The organism is Telluria sp. GW821-FHT07G12 (assembly GCF_059418525.1).
Genome location: NZ_JBWKQA010000002.1, coordinates 198,386 through 225,027, shown reverse-complemented (window position 1 = coordinate 225,027; position 26,642 = coordinate 198,386). Strand labels below are relative to the sequence as shown.

At 66.3% G+C, this 26,642-nt stretch carries 29 protein-coding genes; 4 read left to right on the top strand and 25 right to left on the bottom strand.

All coding sequences use genetic code 11. From position 1 onward, the window contains the following. Positions 1-15 precede the first annotated feature (15 nt). Complete coding sequence (locus tag AC07PE_RS09310) at positions 16-909, top strand: LysR family transcriptional regulator (RefSeq protein WP_498763484.1); 894 nt, start codon at positions 16-18, stop codon at positions 907-909. Here AC07PE_RS09310 and AC07PE_RS09305 read toward each other — a convergent pair. From AC07PE_RS09305 to AC07PE_RS09275, 7 genes are all read right to left on the bottom strand, one after another. Further along, a complete protein-coding gene (locus tag AC07PE_RS09305; protein ID WP_498763481.1) occupies positions 902-1,852 on the bottom strand; it encodes a DMT family transporter in 951 nt (316 codons plus the stop codon). The two genes, AC07PE_RS09310 and AC07PE_RS09305, sit on opposite strands and share 8 nt — an antisense overlap. Positions 1,853-1,917: 65 nt before the next feature. Then, positions 1,918-2,832, bottom strand: coding sequence for a hypothetical protein (locus tag AC07PE_RS09300; RefSeq protein WP_498763479.1), 915 nt, complete (start codon positions 2,830-2,832; stop codon positions 1,918-1,920). Next, positions 2,829-3,572 (bottom strand): helix-turn-helix transcriptional regulator, encoded by a 744-nt coding sequence (locus tag AC07PE_RS09295; RefSeq protein WP_498763476.1) that lies wholly within the window; start codon positions 3,570-3,572, stop codon positions 2,829-2,831. Before AC07PE_RS09295 ends, AC07PE_RS09300 begins: the two co-directional genes overlap by 4 nt. An 81-nt stretch (positions 3,573-3,653) precedes the next feature. Beyond that, complete coding sequence (locus AC07PE_RS09290; RefSeq protein ID WP_498763474.1) at positions 3,654-5,042, bottom strand: FAD-binding oxidoreductase; 1,389 nt, start codon at positions 5,040-5,042, stop codon at positions 3,654-3,656. A gap of 91 nt (positions 5,043-5,133) precedes the next feature. Continuing rightward, on the bottom strand, positions 5,134-5,880 hold the full coding sequence (locus AC07PE_RS09285) for an SDR family NAD(P)-dependent oxidoreductase (RefSeq protein WP_498763472.1): 747 nt from the start codon (positions 5,878-5,880) through the stop codon (positions 5,134-5,136). 9 nt (positions 5,881-5,889) lie between these two features. Continuing rightward, positions 5,890-7,077 (bottom strand): nicotinate phosphoribosyltransferase, encoded by a 1,188-nt coding sequence (pncB, locus tag AC07PE_RS09280; protein WP_498763470.1) that lies wholly within the window; start codon positions 7,075-7,077, stop codon positions 5,890-5,892. A gap of 14 nt (positions 7,078-7,091) precedes the next feature. Beyond that, positions 7,092-7,577: an SET domain-containing protein gene (locus AC07PE_RS09275; protein ID WP_498763466.1), complete on the bottom strand. Its 486-nt coding sequence runs from the start codon at positions 7,575-7,577 to the stop codon at positions 7,092-7,094. Between the two features lie 183 nt (positions 7,578-7,760). On the opposite strand from AC07PE_RS09275, the gene AC07PE_RS09270 reads away from it, so the two are divergent. Together AC07PE_RS09270 and AC07PE_RS09265 are read left to right on the top strand one after the other, a co-directional pair. After that, positions 7,761-9,167 carry a selenium-binding protein SBP56-related protein gene (locus AC07PE_RS09270; RefSeq protein WP_498763464.1) on the top strand — a complete coding sequence of 469 codons (1,407 nt, stop codon included), beginning with the start codon at positions 7,761-7,763 and terminating at the stop codon, positions 9,165-9,167. 10 nt (positions 9,168-9,177) lie between these two features. Continuing rightward, positions 9,178-9,816: a hypothetical protein gene (locus tag AC07PE_RS09265; protein ID WP_498763461.1), complete on the top strand. Its 639-nt coding sequence runs from the start codon at positions 9,178-9,180 to the stop codon at positions 9,814-9,816. A gap of 6 nt (positions 9,817-9,822) precedes the next feature. Here the strand turns inward: AC07PE_RS09265 and AC07PE_RS09260 are convergent, their stop codons facing one another. Next, the gene (locus AC07PE_RS09260) at positions 9,823-11,223 is read right to left on the bottom strand and encodes an aminotransferase-like domain-containing protein (RefSeq protein WP_498763457.1); all 1,401 of its coding nucleotides are present in this window, start codon (positions 11,221-11,223) and stop codon (positions 9,823-9,825) included. A 126-nt stretch (positions 11,224-11,349) separates the two neighbouring features. On the opposite strand from AC07PE_RS09260, the gene AC07PE_RS09255 reads away from it, so the two are divergent. After that, positions 11,350-11,580 (top strand): hypothetical protein, encoded by a 231-nt coding sequence (locus AC07PE_RS09255; RefSeq protein ID WP_498763454.1) that lies wholly within the window; start codon positions 11,350-11,352, stop codon positions 11,578-11,580. A 22-nt stretch (positions 11,581-11,602) separates the two neighbouring features. On the opposite strand, the gene AC07PE_RS09250 is transcribed toward AC07PE_RS09255, so the two are convergent. From AC07PE_RS09250 to cydB, 17 genes are all read right to left on the bottom strand, one after another. After that, entirely contained in the window at positions 11,603-13,303 is a 1,701-nt protein-coding gene (locus AC07PE_RS09250; RefSeq protein ID WP_498763450.1) for a YfgM family protein, read from the bottom strand. A gap of 122 nt (positions 13,304-13,425) precedes the next feature. Continuing rightward, positions 13,426-13,800 carry a hypothetical protein gene (locus tag AC07PE_RS09245; protein ID WP_498763448.1) on the bottom strand — a complete coding sequence of 125 codons (375 nt, stop codon included), beginning with the start codon at positions 13,798-13,800 and terminating at the stop codon, positions 13,426-13,428. Between the two features lie 11 nt (positions 13,801-13,811). Continuing rightward, on the bottom strand, positions 13,812-14,306 hold the full coding sequence (locus AC07PE_RS09240) for a DUF1989 domain-containing protein (RefSeq protein ID WP_498763445.1): 495 nt from the start codon (positions 14,304-14,306) through the stop codon (positions 13,812-13,814). Next, a complete protein-coding gene (locus tag AC07PE_RS09235) occupies positions 14,307-15,983 on the bottom strand; it encodes an AMP-binding protein (RefSeq protein ID WP_498763443.1) in 1,677 nt (558 codons plus the stop codon). A 45-nt stretch (positions 15,984-16,028) separates the two neighbouring features. Further along, positions 16,029-17,711, bottom strand: a complete 1,683-nt coding sequence (locus AC07PE_RS09230; protein ID WP_498763441.1) for a 4Fe-4S binding protein — start codon at positions 17,709-17,711, stop codon at positions 16,029-16,031. Beyond that, entirely contained in the window at positions 17,708-18,217 is a 510-nt protein-coding gene (locus tag AC07PE_RS09225) for a DUF3306 domain-containing protein (protein WP_498763439.1), read from the bottom strand. Before AC07PE_RS09225 ends, AC07PE_RS09230 begins: the two co-directional genes overlap by 4 nt. A gap of 8 nt (positions 18,218-18,225) precedes the next feature. Next, positions 18,226-18,666 carry a DUF3305 domain-containing protein gene (locus AC07PE_RS09220; RefSeq protein ID WP_498763436.1) on the bottom strand — a complete coding sequence of 147 codons (441 nt, stop codon included), beginning with the start codon at positions 18,664-18,666 and terminating at the stop codon, positions 18,226-18,228. Further along, positions 18,663-19,121, bottom strand: a complete 459-nt coding sequence (locus AC07PE_RS09215) for a hypothetical protein (RefSeq protein WP_498763434.1) — start codon at positions 19,119-19,121, stop codon at positions 18,663-18,665. Before AC07PE_RS09215 ends, AC07PE_RS09220 begins: the two co-directional genes overlap by 4 nt. An 88-nt stretch (positions 19,122-19,209) precedes the next feature. Beyond that, positions 19,210-19,617: a hypothetical protein gene (locus AC07PE_RS09210; protein WP_498763432.1), complete on the bottom strand. Its 408-nt coding sequence runs from the start codon at positions 19,615-19,617 to the stop codon at positions 19,210-19,212. Positions 19,618-19,655: 38 nt separating this feature from the next. Next, on the bottom strand, positions 19,656-20,756 hold the full coding sequence (locus AC07PE_RS09205; RefSeq protein WP_498763430.1) for a formate dehydrogenase subunit gamma: 1,101 nt from the start codon (positions 20,754-20,756) through the stop codon (positions 19,656-19,658). Positions 20,757-20,766: 10 nt separating this feature from the next. Next, positions 20,767-20,979, bottom strand: a complete 213-nt coding sequence (locus AC07PE_RS09200; RefSeq protein WP_498763428.1) for a hypothetical protein — start codon at positions 20,977-20,979, stop codon at positions 20,767-20,769. Continuing rightward, positions 20,976-21,659, bottom strand: coding sequence for a formate dehydrogenase FDH3 subunit beta (fdh3B, locus tag AC07PE_RS09195; RefSeq protein WP_498763426.1), 684 nt, complete (start codon positions 21,657-21,659; stop codon positions 20,976-20,978). The genes AC07PE_RS09200 and fdh3B overlap by 4 nt, the downstream gene beginning before the upstream one ends. 13 nt (positions 21,660-21,672) lie before the next feature. Then, the gene (locus AC07PE_RS09190) at positions 21,673-24,495 is read right to left on the bottom strand and encodes a formate dehydrogenase subunit alpha (protein ID WP_498763424.1); all 2,823 of its coding nucleotides are present in this window, start codon (positions 24,493-24,495) and stop codon (positions 21,673-21,675) included. A 15-nt stretch (positions 24,496-24,510) separates the two neighbouring features. Beyond that, positions 24,511-24,753: a formate dehydrogenase gene (locus tag AC07PE_RS09185; protein WP_498763421.1), complete on the bottom strand. Its 243-nt coding sequence runs from the start codon at positions 24,751-24,753 to the stop codon at positions 24,511-24,513. Next, entirely contained in the window at positions 24,750-25,379 is a 630-nt protein-coding gene (locus AC07PE_RS09180; protein WP_498763419.1) for a TorD/DmsD family molecular chaperone, read from the bottom strand. Before AC07PE_RS09180 ends, AC07PE_RS09185 begins: the two co-directional genes overlap by 4 nt. A 130-nt stretch (positions 25,380-25,509) precedes the next feature. Then, positions 25,510-25,632, bottom strand: coding sequence for a DUF2474 domain-containing protein (locus tag AC07PE_RS09175; RefSeq protein WP_498763417.1), 123 nt, complete (start codon positions 25,630-25,632; stop codon positions 25,510-25,512). Continuing rightward, positions 25,632-26,639: a cytochrome d ubiquinol oxidase subunit II gene (gene cydB, locus AC07PE_RS09170; protein WP_498763415.1), complete on the bottom strand. Its 1,008-nt coding sequence runs from the start codon at positions 26,637-26,639 to the stop codon at positions 25,632-25,634. Before cydB ends, AC07PE_RS09175 begins: the two co-directional genes overlap by 1 nt. Positions 26,640-26,642 lie beyond the last annotated feature (3 nt).

Genomic DNA, 26,642 nt, shown 5'->3' with positions numbered 1-26,642 from the left:
TCATTTCACGCAATAATGGACAGACTCGACGAACTGCAGATCCTGGTCGCCATCCTGGATACCGGCAGCATGGCCGCCGCCGCGCGCAAGCTGGGCCGTTCCCCGGCCGCCGTCACGCGCGTGCTGGGCGCGCTGGAAGTGCGCGCCGGCGCGCGTCTGCTGGAACGCAGCACGCGCCGCCTGACGCCGACCGAAGCAGGCCTGCGCCTGGCGGAACAGGCGCGCCGCCTGCTGGCCGACTACGACGCCGCGCTGCTGCCGGAAACCGCCGGCACGCCGCGCGGCCTGTTGCGCATCGCCGCACCGAACGTATTCGGGCGCAGGCACGTGGCGCCGGTGGTGACGCGCTTCCTCGCCGCGCATCCGGAAGTGCAGGTCGAGCTGCTGCTGTCGGACCGCAACGTGGACCTGATCGAGGAAGGCATCGACGCCGCCCTACGCATCGGCGCCCTGTCGAATCTGAGCCTGGTCGCGCGCACGCTCGGCCAGGTAGCCCGGGTGACCGTGGCCAGTCCCGGCTATCTCGAGCGGCGCGGCACGCCGGCCACGCCGGCCGAGCTGGCGGAGCATGAGCTGATCATGTCGACCTCGGTGCGCAGCGTTGCCGAATGGCGATTCAAGGCCGGCGCACGCGAGCACGTGGTGCGCTACAGCCCGCGCCTGCGCATGAACGACGTCGAGGCGGTGCTGGGCGCGGCCTGCGACGGCTTCGGCATTGCGCGCGCCCTGTCCTACCAGGTCGAGCCGCTGCTCCGCGCCGGCCTCCTGACGCGCGTGCTGGACGATTACGAACCGGAGCCGCTGCCGGTGCACCTGGTCATGCCCAGCAGCCGCCATATGCCGCCGCGGCTGCGTGCCTTCGTCGATTTCGCCGTGGCGCAGTTTGCTGAACTCGCGCTGCTCAGGTAACGACGGCAGCAGCTTCCGGCGAGCGCTCCCGGTGCGCCGACGCGCAGCTCAGCACACCCGCGATCAGCAGCGCCATCGCCAGCCATTCCAGCCCGGTGGGCAGGCGCGCTTCCCAGATGAAGCCGTAGAGCAGCGCGAACAGGGTCTCGAACACGATCATCTGCCCGGTCATGGTCAGCGGCAGCAGGCGGCTGGCGTGGTTCCACAAGGCGTTGCCGACCACCGAGCACAGGATCGCGACGGTGGTGACCACGCCGGCGAAGTACAGCCACGAAGACGAGGCATGCTCGCCGGGATGCAGCACGAAAGCCGGCACCGCCAACAGCAGCGCCTGGGCCCCGGTGACGACGCCGACCAGCAAACTCCAGTCGTGGGCCGACACCCCATGCAGCCGGGTCAGCGCGCGGCTGTTGCCGACCGCGTACAGGGTCCAGGACACCAGCGAACCGACCGCGCACAACAGGCCGACCAGCGAGCCCTGCATCGAGCCATGCTGCGGGTTCGACAGCGACTGCCAGCTGATGCAGGCCAGTCCCGCAATGCCCAGCGCGAGCGAAGGCAGCAGACGCAGCATGGGCGCTGCATCGGCGTCGCGGCGCCCGGCCAGCGTGACGGTCACCGGCAGCAGGCCGATGATCAGCGAGGTCATGGCCACCCCGCCCAGCTGTACGGCGTTCGCCAGGAAGACGTAATAGATGATGTTGCCGGCAAAGCTGAGCCAGCCCAGCGTGCGCCAGTCGCGCCAGCCCAGCATGGGCCGCACGCGGCGCCAGGACGGCGCCAGCAGCGCCGCGGCCACCAGCCCGTAGGCCAGGTAGCGGCCGGCCGAGAGCTGCAGCGGCGTGAAGCCGCGCGTCAGCTCGGGAGTAAGGAAGACCAGGCCCCAGAAGGCGCCGGCCAGGATACTCGCGCCAATGCCGAGCCAGTGATTACGTGTAAGCATGTAAGTAAAACCTCCGAGCAGCATGATGCGGGAAACGCTCGGCTATTTCTTGACCCGGCCTCGCCTCAAATTGACCTGTTCTGCAGCGCGGCGTCCAAGCGGCGGAACAGGATCGTTGTCAGGTGGGCGACCGTGTCGGTGGCCAGGCAGAGTTCGGGCCACGAGGCGGGCTCGAAATGACAGGACCAGTGGAACTCCGGCACCACCGCGCCTGGCGCGAATTCGGCCAGGCAAGGCGGCATGCGATGGACGGAGGCGATCGGCGTGCCTGGCAAAATGATCGCGAACTGGGGCGTGAGTTTGCCATGCATGCCCATCGCCTTGAAATCGTCGAGCAGGCTGAAAACATATTTGCCGCCCGTCATAGGCCGCTGGAAATGCGTGAAGCTGCGGCTGGGGGCCACAAGCGTGAAGCCTTCGGGAGCCAGGGCCTGCGCGTAGCGTTCGCGCTGCAGCGCCATGCGCCCGCGCCAATCCAGTCCGGCAAATTCGGGCCGTTCGGGAGCGCCCAGGGCCTTTGCCGCGTCACGGATCGCACTCCGTGCAGGCTCCAGCAGCCCTTCCTTGTCCGCATAAGCCGTGCCGATTTCCTCGACCCATGCCTTGAGTGCGGGCTCGATTTGCGGCGAAGTCCGGCCCGGGGCGCTCGGCAGCAAATGCGCCTTGCTGCGCAGCTCGCCGATCAAGGGCGAACGGTAGGCGTAGGGCGCCACAACATGTCCGCTTTGCTTGTCGAACGTGGAATCCAGGGCCGACAACTGCTCCCTGGCCGTCTCACGCCAATATGCGCGCAAGCCTTCCCTGCTCGCGACCCGGCCGGCAAAATCCAGCTGCGCCGCACGCACGATTGCACTCGGCCGGCCATAGTTCTGCGCCGCCAGCTCAGCCCAGATCGCCTCAGCCTGGTCAGCGAGGGTCAGCATCGCCCGCGACAGCTCCCAGCGGTCGGCATCCGTGAATGGCGGCGGCTTGCGGCTCATGCCTGAGCGGACCGGTGCTGCCGCCGGTACACCGCCGGCGTCATTCCAGTGGCCTTGCGCAGCGCCCGCGTCAGCGCGCTCTGTTCCGAGAAGCCGGCGCGCAGCGCGATCTCGGCGATAGGCGCGTCGGTGCTCGTCAGCCAGTCGCGCACGCGGGCCAGGCGGTGCTCCAGCAGCCAGGCATGCGGCGTGGTGTCGTGCTCCTCGCGGAACAGCGCGTGCAGGCGGCTGACGCTGCAGCCCAGCAGCTTCGCCATCGATTCCGTGGTCCATGGCTGCCCGGGCGCGGCTTCGATGCGGGCCAGCAGCGCGGCCAGCCTGGACGCGGGACGCGCTTCGTCGAGCGTGAGAGTATCGACCAGCAGCGGCACCCAGCCCTGCACCACCGCAGGCGCCGCCGCGCCGCGCTCCGTCATCAGCGCCATGAATTCGATCAGCTTGCGCGAGGCCGGGCCGAGCGGCGCGAAGGGACGCTCGAACAGGCGCTCGGCGGCGTCCGGCGCGATCGCGTCAAAGCCGATGTCGACGATGATGGAGCGGTTGCCGGCATCGCCGTGCTGGGCATGCCAGGCGCCAGGCGCGACGAAGCCGGCGCGCAGCGGATCGAGCACGCCCTGCCGCCCTTCGACCTCGAGCAGCAGCGCGCCCTTCAGCGGCAGCACCAGCTGGCCGTAGTCGTGGCGGTCCGGATCGGTGAGTTTGCCGTAGCTGCGCAGGTGGAGGTCGACGGTGGAAAGCATCGGGCTAGTTTAGCACCGATAGGACGGGTGAACGGTCCCGGGGGCACCGCAAGCGATGCCCCCGGGCATCGATCCGACGCGTCATGCGTCAGGACGGATGTTGTGGTTGAAGCGGAACAGGTTGTCGGGATCGTAGCGCCGCTTGATCTCGACCAGGCGCGCGTAGTTGGGGCCATAGGCCTCGTGGATGCGCGCCCCTTCGTCCTGGGTCAGGAAGTTGATGTAGACGCTGCCGGCGGCGTGCGGCGCGGCGGCGGTGAAGAACTCGCGCGCCCACGACACCACCTTGTCGTCGTCGGCCGGTTCCAGCCAGCGCCCGTGCACGTTCATCGCGAACTGCACGTTGCGGTGCGGGTAGGCGGTGTCGCCGGGGGCGCGGGCGTTGGCCTTGCCGCCGATCAGGCCGAGGAAAATCTCGCATTGCGGCGTCGGCACCGCCCCGGCATAGCGCAGCACGACGTCGATGGCGTCGTCGGACAGGCGCGTGAAGTTGTGCGATTTCCAGTAGTTGCGCGCGCCCGGGGCCAGCAGCGGATCGAAGGCCTTCTGCCAGGCTTCGTAGGGCATCGCGCCGACGTGCTCGCCCACCGGCTGGCCGAAGCCGCGGATCTGTTCCAGCATGGGCGCCACCGCATCGGGAGGCTTGGGCGAGAACACGGCCAGCGCGACGATGGCGGTGCCGTGCACCTCGGGCGCCAGGAAAGGCAGCGGCGGCGCCTGGCGCAGCACGGCCCAGACGCTGGCGTCGTCCGGCAGGACGTCGACGAAATCGCGGTAGCGGCGCATCACCTCGCGTGCCTGCGAGGACGGGAACACGACCAGCCCGGCCGTTACCTCCGGTCCGACCGGGTGCAGGGCGAACTGGAACAGCGTGACCACGCCAAAGTTGCCGCCGCCGCCGCGGATCGCCCAGAACAGGTCCGGCTCGTCCTGCGCGCTCGCCCAGTGGCGCTTGCCGTCCGCGGTAACGACCTCGGCGCCGACCAGGTTGTCGACCGCCAGCCCGTACATGCGGCTCAGCCAGCCGAAGCCGCCGCCCAGGGTCAGGCCGGCGGCGCCGGTGGTCGAGTTGATCCCGAGCGGGACCGCCAGCCCGCAGGACTGGGTTTCATGGTCGACGTCGGACAGCAGCGCCCCGCCGCTGACCCAGGCAAAGCGCTTGCGCGGGTCGACGTGGACGTCGCGCATGCCGGACAGGTCGATCACCAGGCCGTCCTCGCACAGTGCACTGCCGGCGATGTTGTGGCCGCCGCCGCGCACGGCCAGCGGCAAGCCGTTCTCGCGCGCGAAATTCACGGCCTGGACCACGTCGGCGGTGCCGGCGCAGCGTGCGATCAGGCCGGGGCGGCGGTCGATCATGGCGTTCCAGATCGCGCGCGCATCGTCGTAGCCGGGGTCGCCCGACTGTAGCACCGGTCCCCGCAGCGTGGCCTTGAATGCCGCGACCACTTCGTTTTTCATGTTGGTCATGCGCACCTCCGCAATAGTGGACGCCATCGGCGCCATCCTATGCAGGATAGGTGCTATGCGAGGATCTGCAAGCGCAGTCGTCGTTGAGAGATCAAAGCCGCACCAGCCGCCCGCCATCCACGCGCAGCCCGGCGCCCAGGATGAAGGCGGCATCGTCGCCGCACAGGAAGGCGATGGCGGCGGCGATGTCGTCGGGGGTGCCGACTTCGGCCTTGTTGATGACTTCGGCGCCGGAGCGCACGTTCGGGTTCTCCCACAGCATGGGCGTATCGACCGCGCCCGGCAGCACGGCGTTCACGCGCACGCCCTTGGGCTTGCCCTCCAGCGCGGCCGAGCGCGTCAGCGACAGCAGCGCGGTCTTGGCCGCCGCATAGGGCGCGACCAGCGGCACGGTCTCGACCGCATGCACGCTGGAGACGTTGACCACGGCGCCGCCCCCTTTCATCTTGAGGAAGGCCTGCTTGATGAACAGGAAGGCGCCGAGCAGGTCGACGCCGAGGATGCGCTGCCAGTCCTCGACGGTCTGCTCTTCGATCGGCTTGAAGATCATCAGGCCGGCATTGTTGACGACGATGTCCCAGTGCCCGAACTTCGCGATCGCGGCGTCGGCCGCAGCAACGACCTGGTCCTCGTTCGCAACGTCGCAGACGATGGTGGCGATGCGCTTGGGGTCAGCCTTCAGCTCGGCCGCCAGCTGGGCCGCGGCCGCCGCCATCTTTTCCTCGTTCAGGTCGGCCAGCAGCACGCTGGCGCCGTCCTTCAGCAGCCGGCGCGCGGTGGCGAGGCCGATGCCGCCGGCCGCACCGGTCACTATTGCGCTGCGCCCGTCGAGTTTCATCGCAACTCCTCAGATATGCTGGTCGAACACCTGCCTCAAGTATGCGATGAAGGTCTCGTCCGTGCCCATGCCCTTGCCCGGGCTGTCGGACAGCTTGGCCACCGGCTGGCCGTTGCAGCGCGTGAGCTTCATGACAATGTTGAGCGGCTCATACTGCGTGTCGTTGGTCAGCTTGGTGCCGATGCCGAAGCCCAGCTGCACGCGGTCGGCGAAGTGGCGGTACAGGTTCAGCGCCTTCGGCACCGTCAGCGCGTCAGAGAACACCAGGCGCTTGGTGCGCGAGTCGATGCGCAGCTTGGCGTAGTGGGCAATCGCCTTCTCGCCCCACTCGACCGGGTCGCCGGAATCGTGGCGCAGGCCGTCGAAAAGCTTGGCGAAATACAGGTCGAAGTCGCGCAGGAAGGCGTCCATGCCGACCACGTCGGTCAGCGCAGTGCCGAGGTCGCCCCGGTATTCCTGCACCCAGTCCTCGAGCGCCTTCTTCTGGAAGTCGCGCAGGCGCACGTCGAAGGACTGGAAGGCCTGCATGTATTCGTGGGCCATGGTCCCGATCGGCACCAGGTTGAATTTCTTGGCCAGGTAGACGTTCGAGGTGCCCTTGAAGAAGTGCGGCAGCTCGCGCGCCATGGTCTGCACCACCTCCTCGTGCCATTCGCCGGAAAAGCGGCGGCGCACGCCGAAGTCGAAGAACTCGAAGGGGTTCAGGCGCTTGGGCTCGGCATCGAAGGCGCGGAACTCCTCAACCTTCTGCGCCAGGCGTTTGCGTCCCTCTTCCAGCGCGACGGCCTGGTCGAAGCGGCGGAAGTACAGCTCGTTGACGATGTAGAGGACGAAGATCTCGAAGCCCATCACGTGCACGATGGGGCCGACGGCACGGATACGCAGGTGCGGGCCGTCGGTCTCGACGTGGATGAACTTGCGCTGGAAGCGGAACAGGGTCAGGAAGTCGGCGAAGTCGCTCTTGATGAAGCGGAGCCCGCGCAGGTACTCGACTTCCTCCTCGGTAAACATCATCTCGCACAGGTGGTCCAGCTCGCGCTCGACGTCGTCCTTCAGCTCGGCCAGCGGATAGGCGGGCGTGTTGCGGCACTTGAAATCGTATTCGCCGGTGGCGCCCGGGTGCATGTGCAGGAAAGCCTGCCACATCGTGAACTTGTACAGATCGGTCTCTAACAGGCTGCGGACGACTGGTTTCATGAAGACCTTTCGATTCAGGCGCGGGCGGTGGACGACTTTTTGGCGCGGCGCTTCGGCGCCAGCATGGTGCCGGTGCAGCCCGGCGTGCCGCAGCGGCAGGCGAACAGGCGCTTGAGGGCGGGCGTGTGGCGCTCGTCGTAGATCAGCGCGTAGTTGTAGTTCAGCTCCTCGCCCTCGTCGATATCGCGCAGGGCGTGGATGTAGACCCGGCCGTCTTCCTCGTAGGCTTCGCAGTTCGGCTCGCAGGCGTGGTTGATCCAGCGCGCATCGTTGCCGCGGCGGCCGCCGTCGATCACGTTGCCGTCGGCGAGGCTGAAATAGAAGGTGTGGTTGATCGGCCCGCCGCGCTCGGCGGCGCGCTCGGTGGCGTGATCCCAGCTGATGCGTTCGCCGCGGTATTCGATGATGCGCTCCCCGGCGGCGATCGGGCGCAGCGCGAACACGCCGTTGCCGTGGACCGGGGACTTCCTGACTTCGTAACTTTTTGCGGATGGGCTCATTGCGGTTTCGTGGGCGATGGATGAACGAAGAGGATGCCTATTATTGACCGAAAAGCACTACTTGTGCCGCACACGAACAATATGATCCGGGACAAAGAGCATAAGCATCGGTCTTGACGGCGCCCGGTCCTGCGCACAGTCTTATGGGTCGGCCACCCTGACCACCTTGAATGAGGAACCGTCATGCTGCAGACCTTGCGTCCCGATCCCACCTTTCATCCGTCGCCGCGCCTCGCGATGGAAGCGGAACCCGAACATATCGCCTACACGGTGCTGCTGTCCCCTAGCCGCTCCCGGCCCGATGCCCTGGCCGTCATCGACGTCGATCCGCAGTCGAGCACTTATGGCGCGGTGATCAACAAGCTGGTCATGCCCTATACCGGGGACGAGTTCCACCACTTCGGCTGGAACGCCTGCAGCTCGGCGCTGTCGCCGATGTCGGGCCATGCGCACCTGGCGCGCCGCTACCTGGTCATTCCCGGCATCCGCTCCTCGCGCATCTACATCGTGGATACGCAGCCCGATCCGCGCAACCCGCAGCTGGTCAAGACCATCGAACCGGAAGAGCTGATGCGCAAGACTGGCTACTCGCGTCCCCACACCGTGCATTGCGGCCCGGAGGGCATCTACATCAGCACCCTGGGCGGCGCCGGTGCGGACGGCACCGAGGGTCCTCCGGGCATCGCCATCATGGACTGTGAAAACTTCGAGATCCTCGGCAAGTGGGAAATCGACCGCGGCCCGCAAAAGCTGCACTACGATTTCTGGTGGAACCTGCCGCGCGATTACATGGTGTCGAGCGAATGGGGGCTGCCGCCGCAATTCGAAAACGGCATCGTCCCCGAAGACCTGCTCGCGAACAAATACGGGCACGCAGTGCATTTCTGGAACCTGCGCGACCGCAAGCACCTGCAGACCATCGACCTGGGCGCCAAGCACCAGATGGCGCTCGAGATCCGCCCCGCCCACGATCCCACCCGGGAATACGGCTTCCTGGGCGTGGTGGTCGACACCAGCAACCTGGAAGGATCGATCTGGACCTGGTATCGCGAAAACGGCACATTCCACATCAAGAAGACCGCCGTCATCCCGCCGGAGCCGGCCGACGCCGACCAGCTGCCGGCGCTGCTGAAAGGCTTTGGCGCGGTGCCGCCGCTGATCAGCGATATCGACCTGTCGCTCGACGACCGCTTCCTCTACGTGGCCTGCTGGGGCACCGGCGAGCTGCGGCAGTACGACGTAAGGGATCCGATGAACCCGAAGCTGACCGGCAGCGTACGCGTCGGCGGCATCGCGCAGCATGCGAAGCATCCGAGCGGCCGGCCGGTCGGCGGCGGCCCGCAGATGACGGAGATCAGCCGGGACGGCAAGCGCGTCTACTTCACCAACTCGCTCTACAGCAGCTGGGACGCGCAGTTCTACCCGGACGGCGTGCCGGGCGTGCAGCTGATGTGCAAGGTCGGCGAGAACGGCGGCATCGAACTGGACCCGTCCTTCTATGTCGATTTCGGGCCGGATTACGCCGCGCACCAGATCCGGCTGCAGGGCGGCGACTGCTCGACCGATTCGTTCTGCTATCCATCGGCTTGATGCGCTCGGCTTGAACACCATCGCGCTCTGGGTCGCCGTTGTCGCGCTGGGCCTCTACCATGGCCTGAATCCCGCCATGGGCTGGCCGCTGGCGGTGGCCAACGGCATGGCGGACCGGCGCGCGCGGTCCGTCTTCGCCACCCTGCTGCCCTTGGGCGGCGGCCATTTCATGGCGATCGCCGTCGCGCTGGCGCCCTTTGCCTGGCTCAGCTGGTATGTGGAGTGGAGCCGCGCCATCCGCATAGGCGCCGGCCTGGCCGTGCTGCTGTTCGGCGCCTTCAAGCTGCTCAGGCGCCGCCACCCCCGCCTGCTGGCGCGCATTCCGCCGACCCGGCTGGCGTGGTGGTCCTTCCTGATGGCCACCGCGCACGGGGCGGGATTAATGCTGGTGCCCTTCATGCTCAGCCTGTGCCCCGCGCCGGGCCATGGCGAGCTGGCGCGCGCCCTGGCGCAGGCGACCATGGGGACGGCGGTGCTGGTCGCGGTGGTGCACACCCTCGCTACCCTGCTCGCCGGGATCGCCATTGCGTGGATCGTGTACCGCTATCTGGGCTTGAGTTTTCTGCGGCGGGTTTGGCTGAACCTGGATGCCGTGTGGGGCGCCAGCCTGGTCCTTGCAGGCGCGGCAGGGATCGGCCTGGCGATGTAGGCCACCTCAGGACGCCACAGCGCCGACCGACTCGGGCCGCCGCACAAGCAGCTGGGACAGGCGTTGCAGACCCGCCTGCAAGCGGCCACGATCCCTGATGCTGCCCAAGGAGATCCGAATTGCATTCGGGGATACGCTGCCGGTTGCGAATGCCTCCGCGGGCGTGACTGCGATGCCGTCGCTGGCGGCGGCACGCGCAAGCGCCGATGAGTTCCAATAGGCCGGCAACTCGAGCCATACGTGCAGGCCATCTCCGGCGCCGCTATAGCGCCCCGCCAGAACATCCCGGGCCATCCGTTGGCGCAGGCGCGCCTCCTTGCGTACGCCTTCCATCAATCCCTGAGCCGAACCGTCGAGGATCCACTGCGTCGCCAGTGCGGCCGTCAGGGGCGCGGCCATCAGTGCAAACGATCGTAACGCGACCAGGAAACGTTCGCGTTCCCGCGGATCGCGTATGAGCACGAAGGCGATACGCAAGCCGGGCGTCAGGCATTTCGACAGGGTCGAGATGTAGATCGCCTGTTCCGGGGCGAAGCTGGCAATGGGCGGTGGCGGGGCATCGGCAAGGAGCCAGTAGGGATCGTCCTCGACGATGCGTACATTGCAGCGCTTCGCGATGCCGGCAAGCTGCTTGCGCCGGCGTTCCGGCATGGTGATCGCGGTCGGGTTCTGCAAGGTCGGATTGAGGTAGACCAGGCGGGGCATGTGCCGGCGGCACGCTTCCTCGAGCATCTCCGGCACCATCCCGTGCTTGTCCGCGTCCACCGCAATGAGGTGCCGGCCGAACTGGGTCGCTGCGTCACGCAAGCCATGATACGTCGTTGGCTCTGCCAGGATGACGTCGCCAGGCACCGTCAGCGCAAGGATCAAGGCGGCGATCGCCGCCTGCGCACCCGGACAGACGACTAGCTGTCGCGAATCCAGATGTCCGAACATCGGCGCCAGCCATGTGGCGCCAGCCTTGCGGTCGGCGTCGCTGCCCCCGCCCAGGTGGTAAGTCATCAGCAATTCGTTATCTGCCCGGATCAGTACTTGAGACAGACCTTGTTTCAACATGTCGTCGAAGTCCACGCCCTCCGGCGGTGGCGGGGTATTCATGCTCAGGTCGAGGATAGCCGTCAATTCGACTTTCGGCGCCGCGACATACGTGCCTCGCGCGCCCCGGCCCTCCAACAGCTTGCGGCGTCTGGCTTCGTCGTAGGCGCGGGTGATTGTCGTCAGGTCGACGTCCAGCTGGGCTGCCAACTGGCGCTGCGGAGGCAGACGGTCGCCCGGTTTTAGCGATCCGTCCTCCACTGCCGCTTGCAAGGCATCCGCAATCTGCAGGAAACGTGGCCCTTTGTTCCCGGCCAGGCGCGGCAGCCAGCTTGGCAAATCCTCATCTTGTATGGTTCTCAACTGGGACATTTTGTCTCGATGTATGGATATTGCTTTCAAGTAGTATGCGTCAGAACGTGTAGCGACACCGTTCTTGCATGGCGTTCGCTGAGCTTTTCTCCTCTCATCTGCATTCGGCACATTAGAAATATTCACATGATGGAATGGATCCCTGTCGTCTTCGTTGCGTTCAAGTTTCTCGTGCTAGCCACGGGCATGTTCTTCGCCGTCAAGTGGCATTACGATCAGGGGAAGAAAGGGAAGCGGATCGCGAACGAAAGGCGTGCGGTGTTGCGCGCGGGCGGCAAGGCGGTCGCAGTTTTCCTGCTGGCGCTCCTGGGCCTGGGGCTCGTCACCTACTTCCTTATCAGGATGCTCGGTTTGTAAGCCTGTGGGCTGATCCCGGAACTTATCGCGCCGCCGAGCGCAAACCGCTGTCGGCCTGCTTCCAGTTGCGTTCCAGCTCGCGCTCGGTGGCCTGTGCTTCCGCCTGCTTGCCCTGCGCCGCCAGCGCCTGGCGCAAGCCTTGCAAGGCCCAACCGTTGCCCGGATGTTCCGCCAGGTGGGCGCGGAAGCTCTGTTCGGCCGCCGCGTAGCGCCGCGCCTCCAATTGCATGGCGCCCAGGCGCAAACCCGGACCGCCGGCCAGCATCGGCGGCTCGGTGGCTTCGGCGTCGTACGAGGCGGTCACAGCCAGTTGCTGCTGAGCCAGGGCTTCGTCCACCTGCTGGCCGTACCAGGCAATTTCGGCGCGCAGTTGCGCCTGCGCGGTGCGCGCCAGACTGCGCATCAATTTGTCCACATAGCCCTGGCCGGGATGATCCTTGACCAACTTATCGGCCGCCGGGTCCAGCCGCGCTTGCGCCGCCTGCGCTGCGCTGCGCTGCCCCGCCTGCGCCAGTGCGATGCCACTCGCCATTTGCCCCATCACGGTCGCGACGCCCTTGTCGCCGGTCGGCAGTGGCTCCTTGCGCAGTGCGTCCCAGCGCTGCAGGCGCAGCAGGGTCAGCATCGGCAGGCTTCGCAGGTATTCGTGATACGTGTTGTCGCCCTTGCCGCGCAGGGCGAGCGCGCGCGCAGTGGACAGCGCCAGGTCGCCGCGTCCCTCCATCAGCGCGGCATGCCACTGGAAGTGGAGATTGTGGCCGCGCCAGTCCTTGCTAACCGAGAACTTCTGGCGTTTCATTTCCAGTTCCATGGCCTCGTCGGCGGCAACGGCCGCCTGGTTGACGCGGGTGGCGTCGGCATAGCGGCCCAGGTGGGCGTAAGTGTGGGACGGCATGTGCAGCAAATGCGGCGACTTTGGCGCCAGCGCGCCAAGCCGGTCTGCTGACGCCTCGGCGCGCCGGGCTACCGGCACCGCGTCGACCGTGTGGATCATGTAGTGGTTCAGCCCGACGTGTCCGGGATGCAGCACCAGGCCTTGTTCGAGCATGCCGGCCAGCTCGCCCACGCGGCCGGCCGGCTTGCCGGTACGCCGGTCCCACCAGTCGTCGCGCGTGGCCACCAGCTCGGCTTCGGCATAGATCGCCAGGATATCCGGGTCGCCGGGAAAGCGCGCTACCAGCTCGCGCATGCGCTCGGCATACACAATGTCGAGTGGATCGGCCCGCTTTGATCCGGGCGCGCCGCAGATGTCCGCCTGGATCACGGCAGCGGCGCGGGCTTTGCGGTCCGTGCCGTAGCGCACGGCGAGCGCATCGATCAGGGCCCGGTCGTGCTCCGAACTGCCGGCGCTGTGCTTGACGGCGTAGTCCACGTAACGGATCGCCTCGCGCAGGTCGTGGCGGTCGGTATCGTTGATGTTCGGCCCCATCTGATACGCCACGCCCCAGGCGCACAGCGCGCAATCGGGATCCTGTGCCAGCGCGGCCTTGAAGGAGCGGATGGCTTCAGCCTCGTTGAAGCCGTAGACCTGGGCCATGCCCTGCGCGAACAGGCGGCGCGCGGCTTCGTTGGCCTTGGAAGGCTGCATGCCGTCCACGCCGAAACCATCGATTGCCGGCGCAGTGGCCTTGCTGTCAGGCCGCCACTGCAGCGTCGAACAGGCGGCGATCACGGACAGCGCGAGAAGCACGGTGGACAAGCGACGGACGATGGGCAGGCGCATGGAGGCTTCTTTCGACATGGTGGGTTGCCAAAATGCCATGTTACACCCATCCCCGGTCGATCAGTTCATGAAATTTTCGCGGCGCCAACTTGACTGACTTGCTCGACATGTTCGCCAGTGGGCTAGTCACGCTGGGCTGGCCAGACACCGATTTTGTCACCTGGAATCACCCCTTCAGGCATAGGCCCGATGTTCGCCCCGCCGTACGTGACGTCCACCCAGCTCAGATTCCCTCTCTCGTCAGTAAAGAAAAGCATATCGATCTCTTCGGGGAAGTTCGACGTGAAAGCCACCTCGTAAAACAGGCCCGCTCTATCCTGTAGCGGCGGGACCTTCGCGTCATCCGGGACCACAAACGCAAATCCGTGACAGCCGCACTCACAAAGCTCGCCAAGCTTGCCGACTGCTATCTGTTTCGACAAAGTGGCGATAAACGGCAGGTCCTGCGTCAACAGGAAGCTTATCCATTTTTGCGCGTGAGCCTGCGAGTTTGCCATAGGGGTGAGCTCTACTGCTCCAGGATCTCGAATGCAATCGGCTTGCACTTGCCACCATTACAGACTGAAGCTGAGCATGCAGAAAGCGCAATCGCCACATCCATCTCCGCTTTGAATACGATTGCGTTGCCAGCTTCGGATAGCGGCGAGTGCACGACAAGCTTGGCGCCCTCAATCGTAGCGTGCTGGAAAATGTTGAATGGGATTGGCAGCGGACCGGGCTCGATGCCCAGCGTCTGCAGGCCTTTCGTCAAATTCTCTGTGCAGTTCGGATGGTGTCCTTCGACGCCGTACTGGATTTGAAACATTTCGACACTGCAGGCCGCGTATAGAAAATCGTGTCGGCCTACCTCGTCAGCAACGATCGTCAGCATTTGCTTGCTGGAGTCGGACCACAGGCTGTCGCCCGTAGAAAGCAGGATCTTCGAGTTGTAATCGAACGTCCGCCCGCTATTCAAGCGGTCTTTGCCATCCAGACTGTACGCCATCAGATCACAAACCTGCAATCAAGCAGCAAAATCCTCTTCCCGGAATTCCATCCCCTCTCGCCCACCCGCCTGCTCCGCCTTGCGCAGCTCGACCCGGCGGATCTTGCCCGAGATCGTCTTCGGCAGCTCGGCGAACTCCAGCCGGCGGATCCGTTTATACGGCGACAGCCGCTCGCGCGCGAAGGCAAAGATGGCGCCGGCCAGTTCGCGGGTCGGCTCGACGCCCGGCCGCAGGGTGATGAAGGCCTTCGGCACCGACAGGCGTAGCGGATCGGGGCTGGGCACGATGGCCGCTTCCAGCACGTCCGGGTGCTCGATCAGCACGCTCTCCAGCTCGAAGGGGCTGATGCGGTAGTCCGAGGACTTGAACACGTCGTCGTTGCGGCCGACGTAGAAGTAGTAGCCGTCCTCGTCGACGGTGGCGGTGTCGCCGGTGTTGTAGTGGCCTCCTCGCATGACGTCCGCGGTGTTGGCCTCGTCGCCTTCGTAGCACAGCATCAGGCCCAGCGGCGCCGGGTCGAGGATGAGCGAAATCTCGCCCTCTTGCGCCGGCTGCTCGTCGATGTCGAGCAGGGTCACCTTGTAGCCCGGCAGCGGGCGTCCCATCGAGCCCGGCTTGACCAGTTGGCCCGGCGGATTGCCGATCTGGCAGGTGGTTTCCGATTGCCCGAAACCGTCGCGGATGCGGATGCCCCAGGCGCGCTCGACCTGTTCGATGACTTCCGGATTCAGCGGCTCGCCGGCGCCGACCAGTTCCCGCAGCGGCGGTTTCCAGGCGCTCAGGTCTTCCTTGATCATCATGCGCCACACGGTCGGCGGCGCGCACAGCGAGGTGACGCCGCAGCGGCAGATCACGTCCAGGCAGGCGCGCGCCGAGAAGCGCTCGTAGTTGTAGACGAAGATGGTGGCGCCGGCATTCCAGGGCGCGAAGAAGCAGCTCCACGCATGCTTGGCCCAGCCCGGCGAGCTGATGTTCCAGTGGACGTCGCCCTGCTTCAGGCCGATCCAGTACATGGTCGACAGGTGGCCGACCGGGTAGCTCTGCTGGCTGTGCAACACCAGCTTCGGTTTCGCGGTGGTGCCCGAGGTGAAGTACAGCAGCAGCGGGTCGGTGGCTTTGGTCACGCCTTCGGGGACGAATTGCTTGTCGGCCCTGGCGCTATCCGTGAATTCGGTCCAGCCTTCGGCCGCGCCGCCGACGGCGATGCGGGTGTAGTCGCCGGCCAGCGTCGCGAACTTGTGCGCTTCGGACGCCTGCGCGATCACGTGGCGGATATGGCCGCGCTGCAGGCGGTCTTCGAGGTCGGCGGGCGAAACCAGCATCGTGGTCGGCACCAGCACCGCGCCCAGCTTGATCCCGGCCAGCATGATCTCCCACAGCTCGACGCGGTTGGGCAGCATCAGCAGCACGCGGTCGCCGCGCTTGACGCCCTGGGCGCGCAGCCAGTTGGCCACCTGGTCGGAGCGTGCGGCCATGTCGGCGTAGCTGATCTTGCGTTCGCTGCCGTCTTCCTCGACCACCCACAAGGCCGGCGTATCGTTGCCGCGCGCCTGGACGTCGAAGAAGTCGAGCGCCCAGTTGAACTCATCGAGTTCGGGGGCGCGGTAGTCGCGATAGGCGGTATCGTAGTCGAGGCGGTGCTGCTGCAAGAAGTCGCGCGCCTGGATGAAGCGCTCGTAGGGGGTAGCGGCCATGGCAGTCTCCTTATGTTCTGTTTCGAACATTCTGCCATGGCTTGCTTAGCGGCGCAGCTCCCTTACCTCAGCGATGTTGACCTCGTCCTTCGGCGTCATCATGTCGATCACGCGGCAGTCGCCGCACATGCGCATGCGGTCCAGGTTCCCTGCAAAGGCCGGGTGCGAAGCCAGGCGCGCCAGCATGGTCTCGACCATCTTCAGGGTGCCGAAGGGCTTGCTGCAGCGGATGCAGTGGAAAGGCTGGGTCTCGTTCAGCACCACGGTCTGCTTGCGCGTCTCCGTCAGGTTCATGCGCGGTACCAGGCGGATCGCGTCTTCCGGGCAGGTGGTGGCGCACAGGCCGCACTGCACGCAGTTCTTCTCGACGAAGCGCAGCTGGGGCGCGTTCTGGCCGTCCATCAGCGCGGAACTCGGGCAGGCGCCGACGCAGGACATGCACAGGCTGCAGGCCGCGCTGTCCACCGCCAGCGTGCCGAAGGGCGCGCCGGCCGGCAGCGCGATCTGGTCCGCCTTCACCGGGGCGTGCTTCACCAGGTGGTCGAGCGCATAGTCGAGCGTATTCCGTTTATCGGCGGCGATGTTGAAGCCGGCGCGCTGAGCTGGGACTTCGCCACGCGGCGCGTGCTGCAGCGCCACCGTCAGCTCGTCCAGGCTGCTCACCCGCAGCAGTTGCAGGTGCGGTCCGGCATACCCGAGACCGTCGAGGATGGCCTGGGCGATCTCCATCTGCTGGCCCAGCGCGGCCGCATATTGGGGGGCTTCGGCCTCGGTCATCAGCACCGTGATCCCGGCCGCGCCGTAGGCCAGCGCGCTGAGCCAGACGTCGATGCCGGTCGATGCCGTGTGATGCAGGCCGAGCGGCAGCAGGCGGCCGGGGATGGCGTCGCCGGCCTGGGCCAGCATCGCCGCGCCTTCGAGGCCGTGGAGCAGCAGGACCGGCTCCTGGCCGCCCGCTTCCGCATAGGCCTGCAGCACGGTCTTGATGCGCCCGCCCGTGTGGCTGGCGGACGGGTAGGCATAGGAAATCGCGCCGGTCGGGCAGACCGTGGTGCAGGCGCCGCAGCCGGCGCACAGATAGGGGTTCACCTTGATCAGGTCCCCGGCGCCTTCGATGGCGCCGGCCGAGCAGATCTCGACGCAGGCGTTGCAGCCGACCAGCTGGTTGCGGCTGTGCGCGCACAGGCGCTCCTTGTAGCTGAAGTATTTCGGCTTCTCGAATTCGCCGACCATGTCCAGCAGCTGCTCGACGGCTTGCGTACGCGCGGCTTCGTCGGGGCCGGGATAGTAGTAACCGTGCGGACGCTGGTGGGTGGCGATCTGCGGCGCGGCGCCCAGGTCCAGCACCAGGTCGAACTTGCCGTGCTCGGGCGCCCTGCCCGGCGCCTGCCAGGTGGCCTGGAAGGCGCCCAGCCAGCCGCTCAGCACAATGGCGCGGGCGTTGAAGACCGGGTAGATGCGCAGCGGCGGCCGGGTTGGCTCAAGCGCATCGTCGTCCAGCAGCAGCACCGTCACGTTCAGGCCGCCGGACAGGCGGTCGGCCCAGGGCAGCGCCTGGGCGCTGCTGCCGATGACCAGGGTATGGCCGGCGGACTGGTAGCCGACCGTGTCGAGCGCCTCGGGCGCTTCGATGGTCCCGAGGGAGGCGATCGCGGCCACCCTGGCGAGCAGGTTCCTGGCCTCCTGGGCCGGGTCGGCGCCCTGCCCTTCGATGAAACGGATATTCATTGTGTCTCTTGTTCAGGTGGTGGTGCTTGTGTTTTGTTTTCTAGTTCCGGCGCTTCCGGTTCATCCTCGACCATCTTCATGAACACGCTCTTCGCGTGCTCGAGCGAAGCCAGCATCGCATCGGAAACCGGGCTGGGCTTGGTGTAGTCGTCGATATAGACGTCCAGCCTGTCCATGACATTGAAGTGAGGATCGGCGAACAGTTTCTTCAGCGCGCTGCGGCGCACGGCCTGGTCGACACCGCGGGCGACAAAGCCAGAAAAATCGGAATCCTTGTCCAGCGCCGCGACATCGTCCATGGTCGGCAGCGGGCGCGCCGCGGGTAAAGGCGCGGCAGTGGTTTTCACCGGTGGCTGCACGGGTGCGGCCACCGGCGCCGCGTACGCCGGCTCATGCTGCGGCGCCTCGACCACAGGCGCCGGCGCAGGTTCCGGCGGGGGCTCGCGCCCTTCCAGCACCTCGGTCTTGCGGCGCGCCCAGCGGCGCAGGAAGCCTTCGTCGGCCATGCCTTGCCTTATCCGTGCTGCCGGCCGCGGCGCGGCTTGGGCTGATAATGTTCGCGCAGGTAGCTCGCCACCCAGGCGTAGATATCGGCCGGCATGGTCACGCCGTCGGCGTTCTCGCCGGAGTCGAACATGCGGGTGCCCTCGACATAGCTGACCGAGGCCCGCACCGGCATCGCCCGGCCGTCTTCCATGCGCCACAACACAAAGACCTTGGATTCCGGCGCCATCACGTTCTCGAAATAGCCCTCGTTCTCGTCCGGGTAGAGTTCCAGCTCCAGTCCCGAGACCAGGTAGTAGTCGCGCTCCGGCGACTGGCTCAGCATCTCTACCTTCGGCAAATTGCCGCGGTCGGGCACCACGCCCACCGCTTCCCAGGCTTCGTCGGCCCAGACGTGCTTGACGCTGCGGCGCTGCATCAGCACCGCAATCGGCATGCTCCCCATCTTCATTTGTTTTTCACGTCGGGCGTGCCTTTGTCGACGGTCGGTTTGGCATCGCGCGGTTGGGCGCGGGTCTGCATCTTCTTGACGTCCTCGCTCGGCGGCGCAGTGCCCAGCTTTTCGCTCTGGATCTTGGGCGCAGCACCGCTCGGCGTCGCGCCCGCTCCCACGGTTCCGGCAGGGGGCGCGCTGGCTGGCGCGGATGCGGTAGCGGCCGCGGACCCTGGCGCGGCAGCGGCTGTCGGCGCGGCCGCGATCGCCACCGCGGGATGTGTCTTCCAACCCTGCTGGGCCGCACGCGTGCGGTAGTGGGCGGTAACCGCATCCATGGAAGCCGCGAGGCTTTCCTTGTCCTTCGCGGCCTGGGCGTCGGCCTTGGCTTTCTTCTCGGCCGCGGCCTGCTGCTGGGCCGGGGTGGGCGCCGGCAGGGCCGCCCAGGCCAGGCTGGCCACCAACAGCCCCACGATCAGCACTGCCGCCTTGAGCGCCGGATGCCCTTGCGCTTGCCCCCTTCGGATGTGGCTCGGTTTCATGCCTGACTCCTCACTCTGATCAACGTCCTGGCGCGGCGCTGTTTGCGCCCGGGTCGCGGTGGGCGGCGGCCGGCTGCGGCGCCGGCGCCGCGTCCGGCTTGACCGGGTTATTGCCGCTATCGCCGGACGGCGTGTTGGTGGCGCCTGTCCGCGCGGCGGCGCCGCTGGACGGCGTCGACACGCCCGAACTGGGGCCCTGGCCGGTTTCGCGGACCGTGCCGCCCATTTCCGCGCCGGCGTTGTTGCCGCCGGAGCCGCCGGCCAGGCCCGGGGTCCCGCCAGCGGTGGTGGCATCGGTCTTCGGCTTGCTGCTGGCAGCCATCACTTGGCCGCTGGTGCCGCCGCCTGCAGAGACCATGCCGGGGAACCTGGTCTCGCGCAGGGCGTTATCGCCATGCTGCTTGCAGCCGGCCGTACTCAGGAGCAAGGCAGCAGCGCCTGCATGCATAAGAAAAGTTAATGCTTTCATGGACGTACCCCCGGCGGCAGGTCGCGCGGGGCGCCGCCGGCTGGCGGATGGTCGGGCGGCGGCGGGCGCTTGTCGAAGGTCCCCGGCGGAACCCCGGCCTTTACCTCGTCATACCAGATACCGTGGTGGGCCCTGGCCCAGGCTTCGTCGACGTCGCCATGGCGCATCGCGTGGTAGGCGCCCGGTGTGCCCCAGGTGCCGATGTAGATATGCCCCATGGCCGCGGCGATGTAGAAGGTGGCGCCCAGCAGATGCAGGTAGTTGGCGATCTGCAGTACGTAGCGGGTCTGGCCGAAGCTGACAAAGTCGAGGATCAGGCCGCTGATCGACATGACGAGGCCCAGCAGTGTCACGCCCAGCCAGAACCAGCTCTTCTCGCCGGCATTGAAGAAGCCGGCGGGCACATGCTCATGGGTGAGCATGCCGCCGCCCTTCTTGAACCACTGCCAGTCGATCTTGCGGAAAAAGTTCCTATGCAGGAAGGTGAAGAACATCAGCACCGAGCACACGATGAACAGCGGACCGACGAAGTTGTGCAGGTACTTGAAGATGTAGGCGATGAACGCGAACACATCGTGCCCGACCAGCGGGATCAGCAGCTTCTTGCCGAACAGGATGACCAGGCCGGTGACGGCCAGAATGAGGAAGGTGATCGCCGTTGCCCAGTGCACGTGACGCTCCCAGGCAGTGAAACGCTGCATGCGGCGCCCGGTATCGGGGTCGGAAGTCAGCTTGCCGACCACCTTGGCCACCAGCAGGATGGCGAGCAGAGCCAGCACGAGGATGGCCCCGGCCAGCGTCGCCAGCGGCCCATTGCGCCACACACGCCACTGGTTGCCGCCGCGTTGGACGATGACCGTCCCCTCCTTGCTGCCGTACTGCCCCAGGTAGTGGCGGTCGATATGCACGCGGCCCGAATCCTTCGACGCCAGGCCCGGTTCAGGCGCCTTCGAGTCCTGCTGGGCCTGCAGGATGGTCTGCTCTTCGGCGTAGGCCGGCTCTGCGCGGTTGTTGGGGACGCCGGCCCGGGCCGAGGACAGGCTGAACGCCATCAACAGGGCCAACAGGCAGGACAAGATCCAGTTCGACGATCGCATTGTCGGCTCCTCAGGGATTGGCCCGGTTGTATTCGTTCTGGTGCTGGTTGCGGTTGCTGATCGTGCCCCACCAGGACAGCTTGTCATGGTGGAGGTGCACGTCGGACTGGCGGTTGTCTTTCTTTCCCGCGTATTGGCCCTTGATCCAGTTCGGGTGCTGGTCGACCTCCAGGCAGCCGGCCAGCAGCGCGAGTGGCATGAGCATCAGGAAGAATCGCTTCATGGAACCAGTCTCCCTTCGTCGTTCTGCGAATCCCTGAGGTTCTGGTTTTCGCGCGGCGCGTTGCCGGTGGCCTTGATGTCGCCGCCGCGCTTGGGCTTGCCGTAGGCAATTTTCCAGCCCCATAGCTCCGGGCCATAGCCGCGGGTCTCGACGCGCTGGCGGTAGATGTCGGCGACCACACCGGCGTCGCCGGCAAGCAGGGCCTTGGTGCCGCACATCTCGGCGCAGGCCGGCAGCTTGCCCTCGGCAATCCGGTTGCGGCCGTATTTCTTGAACTCGGCTTCCGAGGTATCCGGTTCCGGACCGCCGGCGCAGAAGGTGCACTTGTCCATCTTGCCGCGGTGGTTGAACAGGCCGGTCTCGGGGAATTGCGGCGCGCCGAAGGGACAGGCGTAATAGCAGTAGCCGCAGCCGATGCACTGGTCTTTCGAGTGCAGCACGATGCCGTCCTCGGTGTGGTAGATGCAGTTGGTGGGGCACACCGCCAGGCAAGGCGCGTCGGTGCAATGCATGCAGGCCACCGAGATCGAGCGCTCGCCGGGCACGCCGTCGTTGATGGTCACCACGCGGCGCCGGTTCACGCCCCAGGGCGTTTCGTTTTCGTTCTTGCAGGCGGTCACGCAGCCGTTGCAGTCGATGCAGCGCTCCGTGTCGCAAATAAATTTCATCCTTGCCGACATGTTCAGCTCCTCACTAAGCGCGCACGAGGCGGCACAACGACACTTTGGTTTCCTGCATCATCGTCACGGCATCGTAGCCATAGGTCCATCCTGTGTTGACGGCCTCGCCGCGCACGGTTGGGGCGCCGCCTTCCGGATAATGCTTTTCGAGGTCCTCGCCCATCCACCAGCCGCCGAAGTGGAAAGGCATCCACACGATGCCCACCGGCACGCGCTGGGTCACCATTGCCATCAGCTTCAGGCGGGCCCCGGTCGGGGTCTCGACCCACATGAAGTCTCCCAGCTTGACGCCGATCTGCGCGGCGTCCTCCGGGTTCACCTCGCAGAACATGTTTTGCTGCAGCTCGGCCAGCCAGGGATTGGAACGGGTCTCATCGCCGCCGCCTTCGTACTCGACCAGGCGGCCGGAGGTCATGATCAGCGGATAGTCTTTCGAGAAATCGACCTGCTGCACGGATTTGTAGAGCGTCGGCAGGCGCCAGAAGGCGGCCTTGTCGTCGTAAGTCGGGTATTTCGCCACCAGGTCGCGGCGCGGCGACACCAGCGGCTCGCGGTGGGTCGGCACCGGATCCGGGAAGTTCCAGACGTTGCAGCGTGCCCGTGCGTTGCCCCAGGGCGCGCAGCCGTGGGCGATGACCACGCGGATGATGCCGCCCGATAGGTCGGTCTTCCAGTTCTTGCCCTCTGCCGCCAGCTGCTCTTCCGGCGTGAGATCGGCCCACCAGCCCAGCTTTTTGAGGAACACGTGGTCGAACTCGGGATAACCGACGTCCAGTTCGCTGTCCTTATTGGTGGAACCGTCGGCCGCCAGCAAAGTCTCGCCGTTGTGTTCGACGCCCCAGTTGGCGCGGAACGGCAGGCCGCCCTCGGCCACCGATTTGTTCAGGTCGTACAGGATGGGCGTGCCCGGGTGCTTCATTTCCGGCGTACCCCAGCACGGCCACGGCAGACCGTAGTAATCGCCCTTGCAGGGGCCATCGTCGGCGCGCATGGTGGTCGGATTGAAGGTGTGCTTGTTCTGCATGTGCAGCTTGAGGCGCTCCGGCGAGGCCCCGGTGTAGCCGATGGTCCAGCAGGATCGGTTGATCTCGCGGAGGATGTCCTCGATGACGGGCTCGTTGTTGACCACCTTGATGTTCTTGCACAGCTGCTCCGCAAAGCCGAGCTTCTTCGCGAACAAATACATGATCTCGTGGTCGGTCTTGCATTCGAATAGCGGCTGAATCACGCGCTCGCGCCACTGGATCGAACGGTTCGAAGCCGTGACCGAGCCCTGGCATTCGAACTGCGAGGCCGCCGGCAGCAGATAGACGCCGTTTTCGCGCCCGTGCATCGAGGCCGTCATGCTCGGATACGGGTCGATCACGACCAGCATGTCGAGCTTCTGCATCGCCTTTTTCATGTCCGGCAGCCGGGTCTGGCTGTTCGGCGCGTGTCCCCAGTAGAACACCGCGCGCAGGTTGCTCGGCTGGTCGACATACTGGTTGTCCTCGAGCACGGCGTCATACCAGCGCGAGACCGTGATGCCCGGCTTTTCCATCAGCTCCTTGGAGCCGAAGCGCGACTTGATCCACTCGTAATCGACGCCCCAGACTGCGCAGAAGTGCTTCCACGCGCCTTCGGCGATGCCGTAGTAACCCGGAAGCGAGTCGCCGTTCGGGCCGACGTCGGTCGCGCCCTGCACGTTGTCGTGGCCGCGGTAGATGTTGGCGCCGCCACCGGGCTTGCCGATATTGCCCAGCGCCAGCTGCAGGATCGACAGTGCGCGCACGTTGGCGGTACCGACGTGGTGCTGGGTAATGCCCATGCACCAGACCACCGACGAAGGACGGTTCTTGGCCAGCATCTCGGCCGCCATCCGGACGCTGGCTTCCGGCACGCCGGTCACGTCGGTGACTTTATCCGGCGTCCATTTCGCCACTTCCTTGCGCACGTCGTCCATGCCGTAGGTGCGGGCGGCAATGTATTCCTTGTCTTCCCAGCCGTTCTCGAAGATATGCCACAGAATGCCCCACACCAGCGGGATGTCGGTGCCCGGACGAACGCGCACGTAGTGATGGGCGAAGCGCGCCGTGCGCGTGAAGCGCGGATCGATCACGATCATCTTGGCGCCCAGCTCCTTGGCGTGCAGGAAGTGCAGCATCGAGATCGGGTGGGCCTCGGCCGGATTGGAACCGATGAACATCACGGCCTTGCTGTAGTGCAGGTCGTTGAAGGAGTTCGTCATCGCGCCGTAGCCGAAGGTCTGGGCCACGCCCGCCACCGTGGTCGAGTGGCAGATGCGCGCCTGGTGGTCGCAGTTGTTACTGCCCCACATCGAGACGAATTTGCGCAGCAGGTAGGCTTGCTCGTTGTTGTGCTTGGAACTGCCGATGACCATCAGCGCATCCGGACCGGACTTCTGGCGCAGCTCGGCCAGCTTGTCGCCGATCTCGTTGATGGCCTGGTCCCAGGAGATGCGCTCGTACTTGCCGTTGACCAGCTTCATCGGATAACGCAGGCGGTGCTCGCCGAAGCCGTGCTCGCGCACCGAAGCGCCCTTGGCGCAGTGGGCGCCCATGTTGATCGGCGAATCGAAGGCCGCTTCCTGGCGCACCCAGACGCCGTTGCTGACCACCGCCTCCACCGAGCAGCCGACCGAGCAGTGGCTGCAGACGGTGTGCTTGATCTCGGTCTTGGCGGCCGCCGCCGGCGCCGGATCGGCGGCGCTGGCCGGCTCGATGACGTTCAGCGGCAGGTGGCGCGCGACCGCCGCCGCGCCGGCCGTGACGCCGGCGCCGACCAGGAATTTGCGGCGCTTCAGGCCGTTGTCGCGCGAAGTCTTCACCAGGCTCATGGCTGCTGCTCCTCTTTACCAGTACGCGGCCGTCGCGTAGTAACGGCGGATGTGTTCGGTCTCGCGGTAGCCCTTGGGCTTGGCGTCTTCCGCGGGCGCGGCTGCGGGCGGCGCTGTCTCGGCGGCGCCGGCGCGGGCGGCCACCACGGCCAGGGCGCCCAGGGGCGCGGCCTTCAGCAGGCTGCGGCGGGCGGGATCGGGAGCCTGATCGGGAGCGTGATCGGGACGTTTCGGGTCGTTGGCCATGATGGTCCTCATGCGGGCTGGTAGGAATCGGCCGGCTGCCACATTGCAAACGCAAGGGCTTCGACCCCGAGGAAGGCGCCGGCGAAGGCGGCGACCACCCGGTAGAAATTGGCCGGTTCCGCGGCTGCGATGTCGGCCAGGCAGGCCGCGTACCAGGGCTGGATATGGGCCGTGAACAGCTGCTGCTGCTCTTCGAGCGGCTGGCGCGCGATGCCCGGCGCGCCGGCAATCAGCACGCGCATGGTTTCGCACAGGGCGCCAAGGTGGTCCTCGAACTCGCCGACGCCGCGCGCGCGCGCAATGCGCAGGCGCGAGAGGTCATGGCGCAGTTCGGCCAGCGGCGTGTCGTTCAGGTGGCCCGCGATATAGAAGGAGCCATTCGGATTCAGGAGCGGGTTGCCGGTGCTGACGAATAGGGCCGAAAATTCCTCGGCGACGGCCTCCGCGTCCATCACGCTGGCGGCCTGGCTCAGTTTCAGCCAGGCGTCTTCGAGGGCGAGACCCGCTTCGGCGAGGCCCTCGGCGTGGACAGGCTCGGCGTCGGCCAAGGCTTTCAAGAGGCCGGCGTTCGGCGGCGCCAGCATCAGGCGGGCAATCAGTGCGTAAAAATCGGCCCGCGCCTGGTCTTCATCAGACAAGGGTAAGGCAATCGTTTGTAAAGACGCGTTCTCCGGTGGCACTGAGCGGTTCTCCCGTTAGCAAATCTGCACCGAAAGTGTAGTACCAGGGAAGCTGAAGGGCGCGCACGCTTGAACTTTTTCGGCCCCCTCACCTCATGCCGGCCGCATGCATCAGCACCCGCAACAGCCAGGCGATGGCGCCCAGCGCCGCCACGCCCAGCATCCAGAGACCCAGCATCCAGCCCAGCCTGCGCATCCAAAGCGACTTCATCAGTGATAACCCTCGGTATCGACGACCTTGCCGCGGAACACGTAATAAGCCCAACCCGTATAGGCCAGGATCAGCGGCAGCACGATCAGCGTGCCGACCAGCGCGAAGCTCTGGGTGGCCGGCGGCGCGGCCGCCTCCCAGATCGTGATGAAGGGTGGGACGATGTGCGGCCAGATGCTGATCGCCATGCCCGTAAAGCCCAGCAGCACCAGCGCCAGCGCGGCGGCGAAGGGTTGCCAGGACGGACTGCGCTGCAGCGACCACAGCAGCCAGAAGGCGGCTGCCGCCACCAGCAAGGGCACCGGCGACAGGATCAGCAGGTTCGGGAAGCTGAACCAGCGCTCGGCCACCTGGTGCTGGGCTAGAGGCGTCCACACGCTGACCACGGCGATGGACGCCAGCAGCAGCCAGGTGAGGGGCCGCGCCAGCTTCAGCATGCGTTCATGCAGTTCGCCGCCGGTCTTCATCACCAGCCAGGTCGCGCCCAGCAGTGCATAGGCGATCATGACGCCGCCGCCGGACGCCAGCGGGAAAGGCGCGAACCAGTCCAGCGGCCCGCCCGCGTAGCTGCGTCCCGACACCGGAATCCCGGAAAGGAAGGCGCCCAGCGCCACGCCCTGGAAAAAGGCCGCCGCCATCGAACCGCAGATGAAAGCCAGGTCCCAGATCGGCCGTTCGCGGTCGTTGGCCTTGAAGCGGAATTCGAAGGCCACGCCGCGGAAGATCAGGCCGATCAGCATGAAGATCAGCGGCAGGTAGAGGCCGGGCAGGATCACCGCATAGGCCACCGGAAAGGCCGCCAGCAGCCCTTCCCCGCCCAGCACCAGCCAGGTCTCGTTGCCGTCCCAGATCGGCGCCACCGAGTTCATCATCGTGTCGCGGTCGCGCCTGGCCGGGACGAAGGGATAGAGCATGCCGATGCCGAGGTCGAAGCCGTCCAGCACCACGTACATGAAGACGGAGAAGAAGATGATGGCTGCCCAGACCGCGGTGATGTCGATGTCCATGCT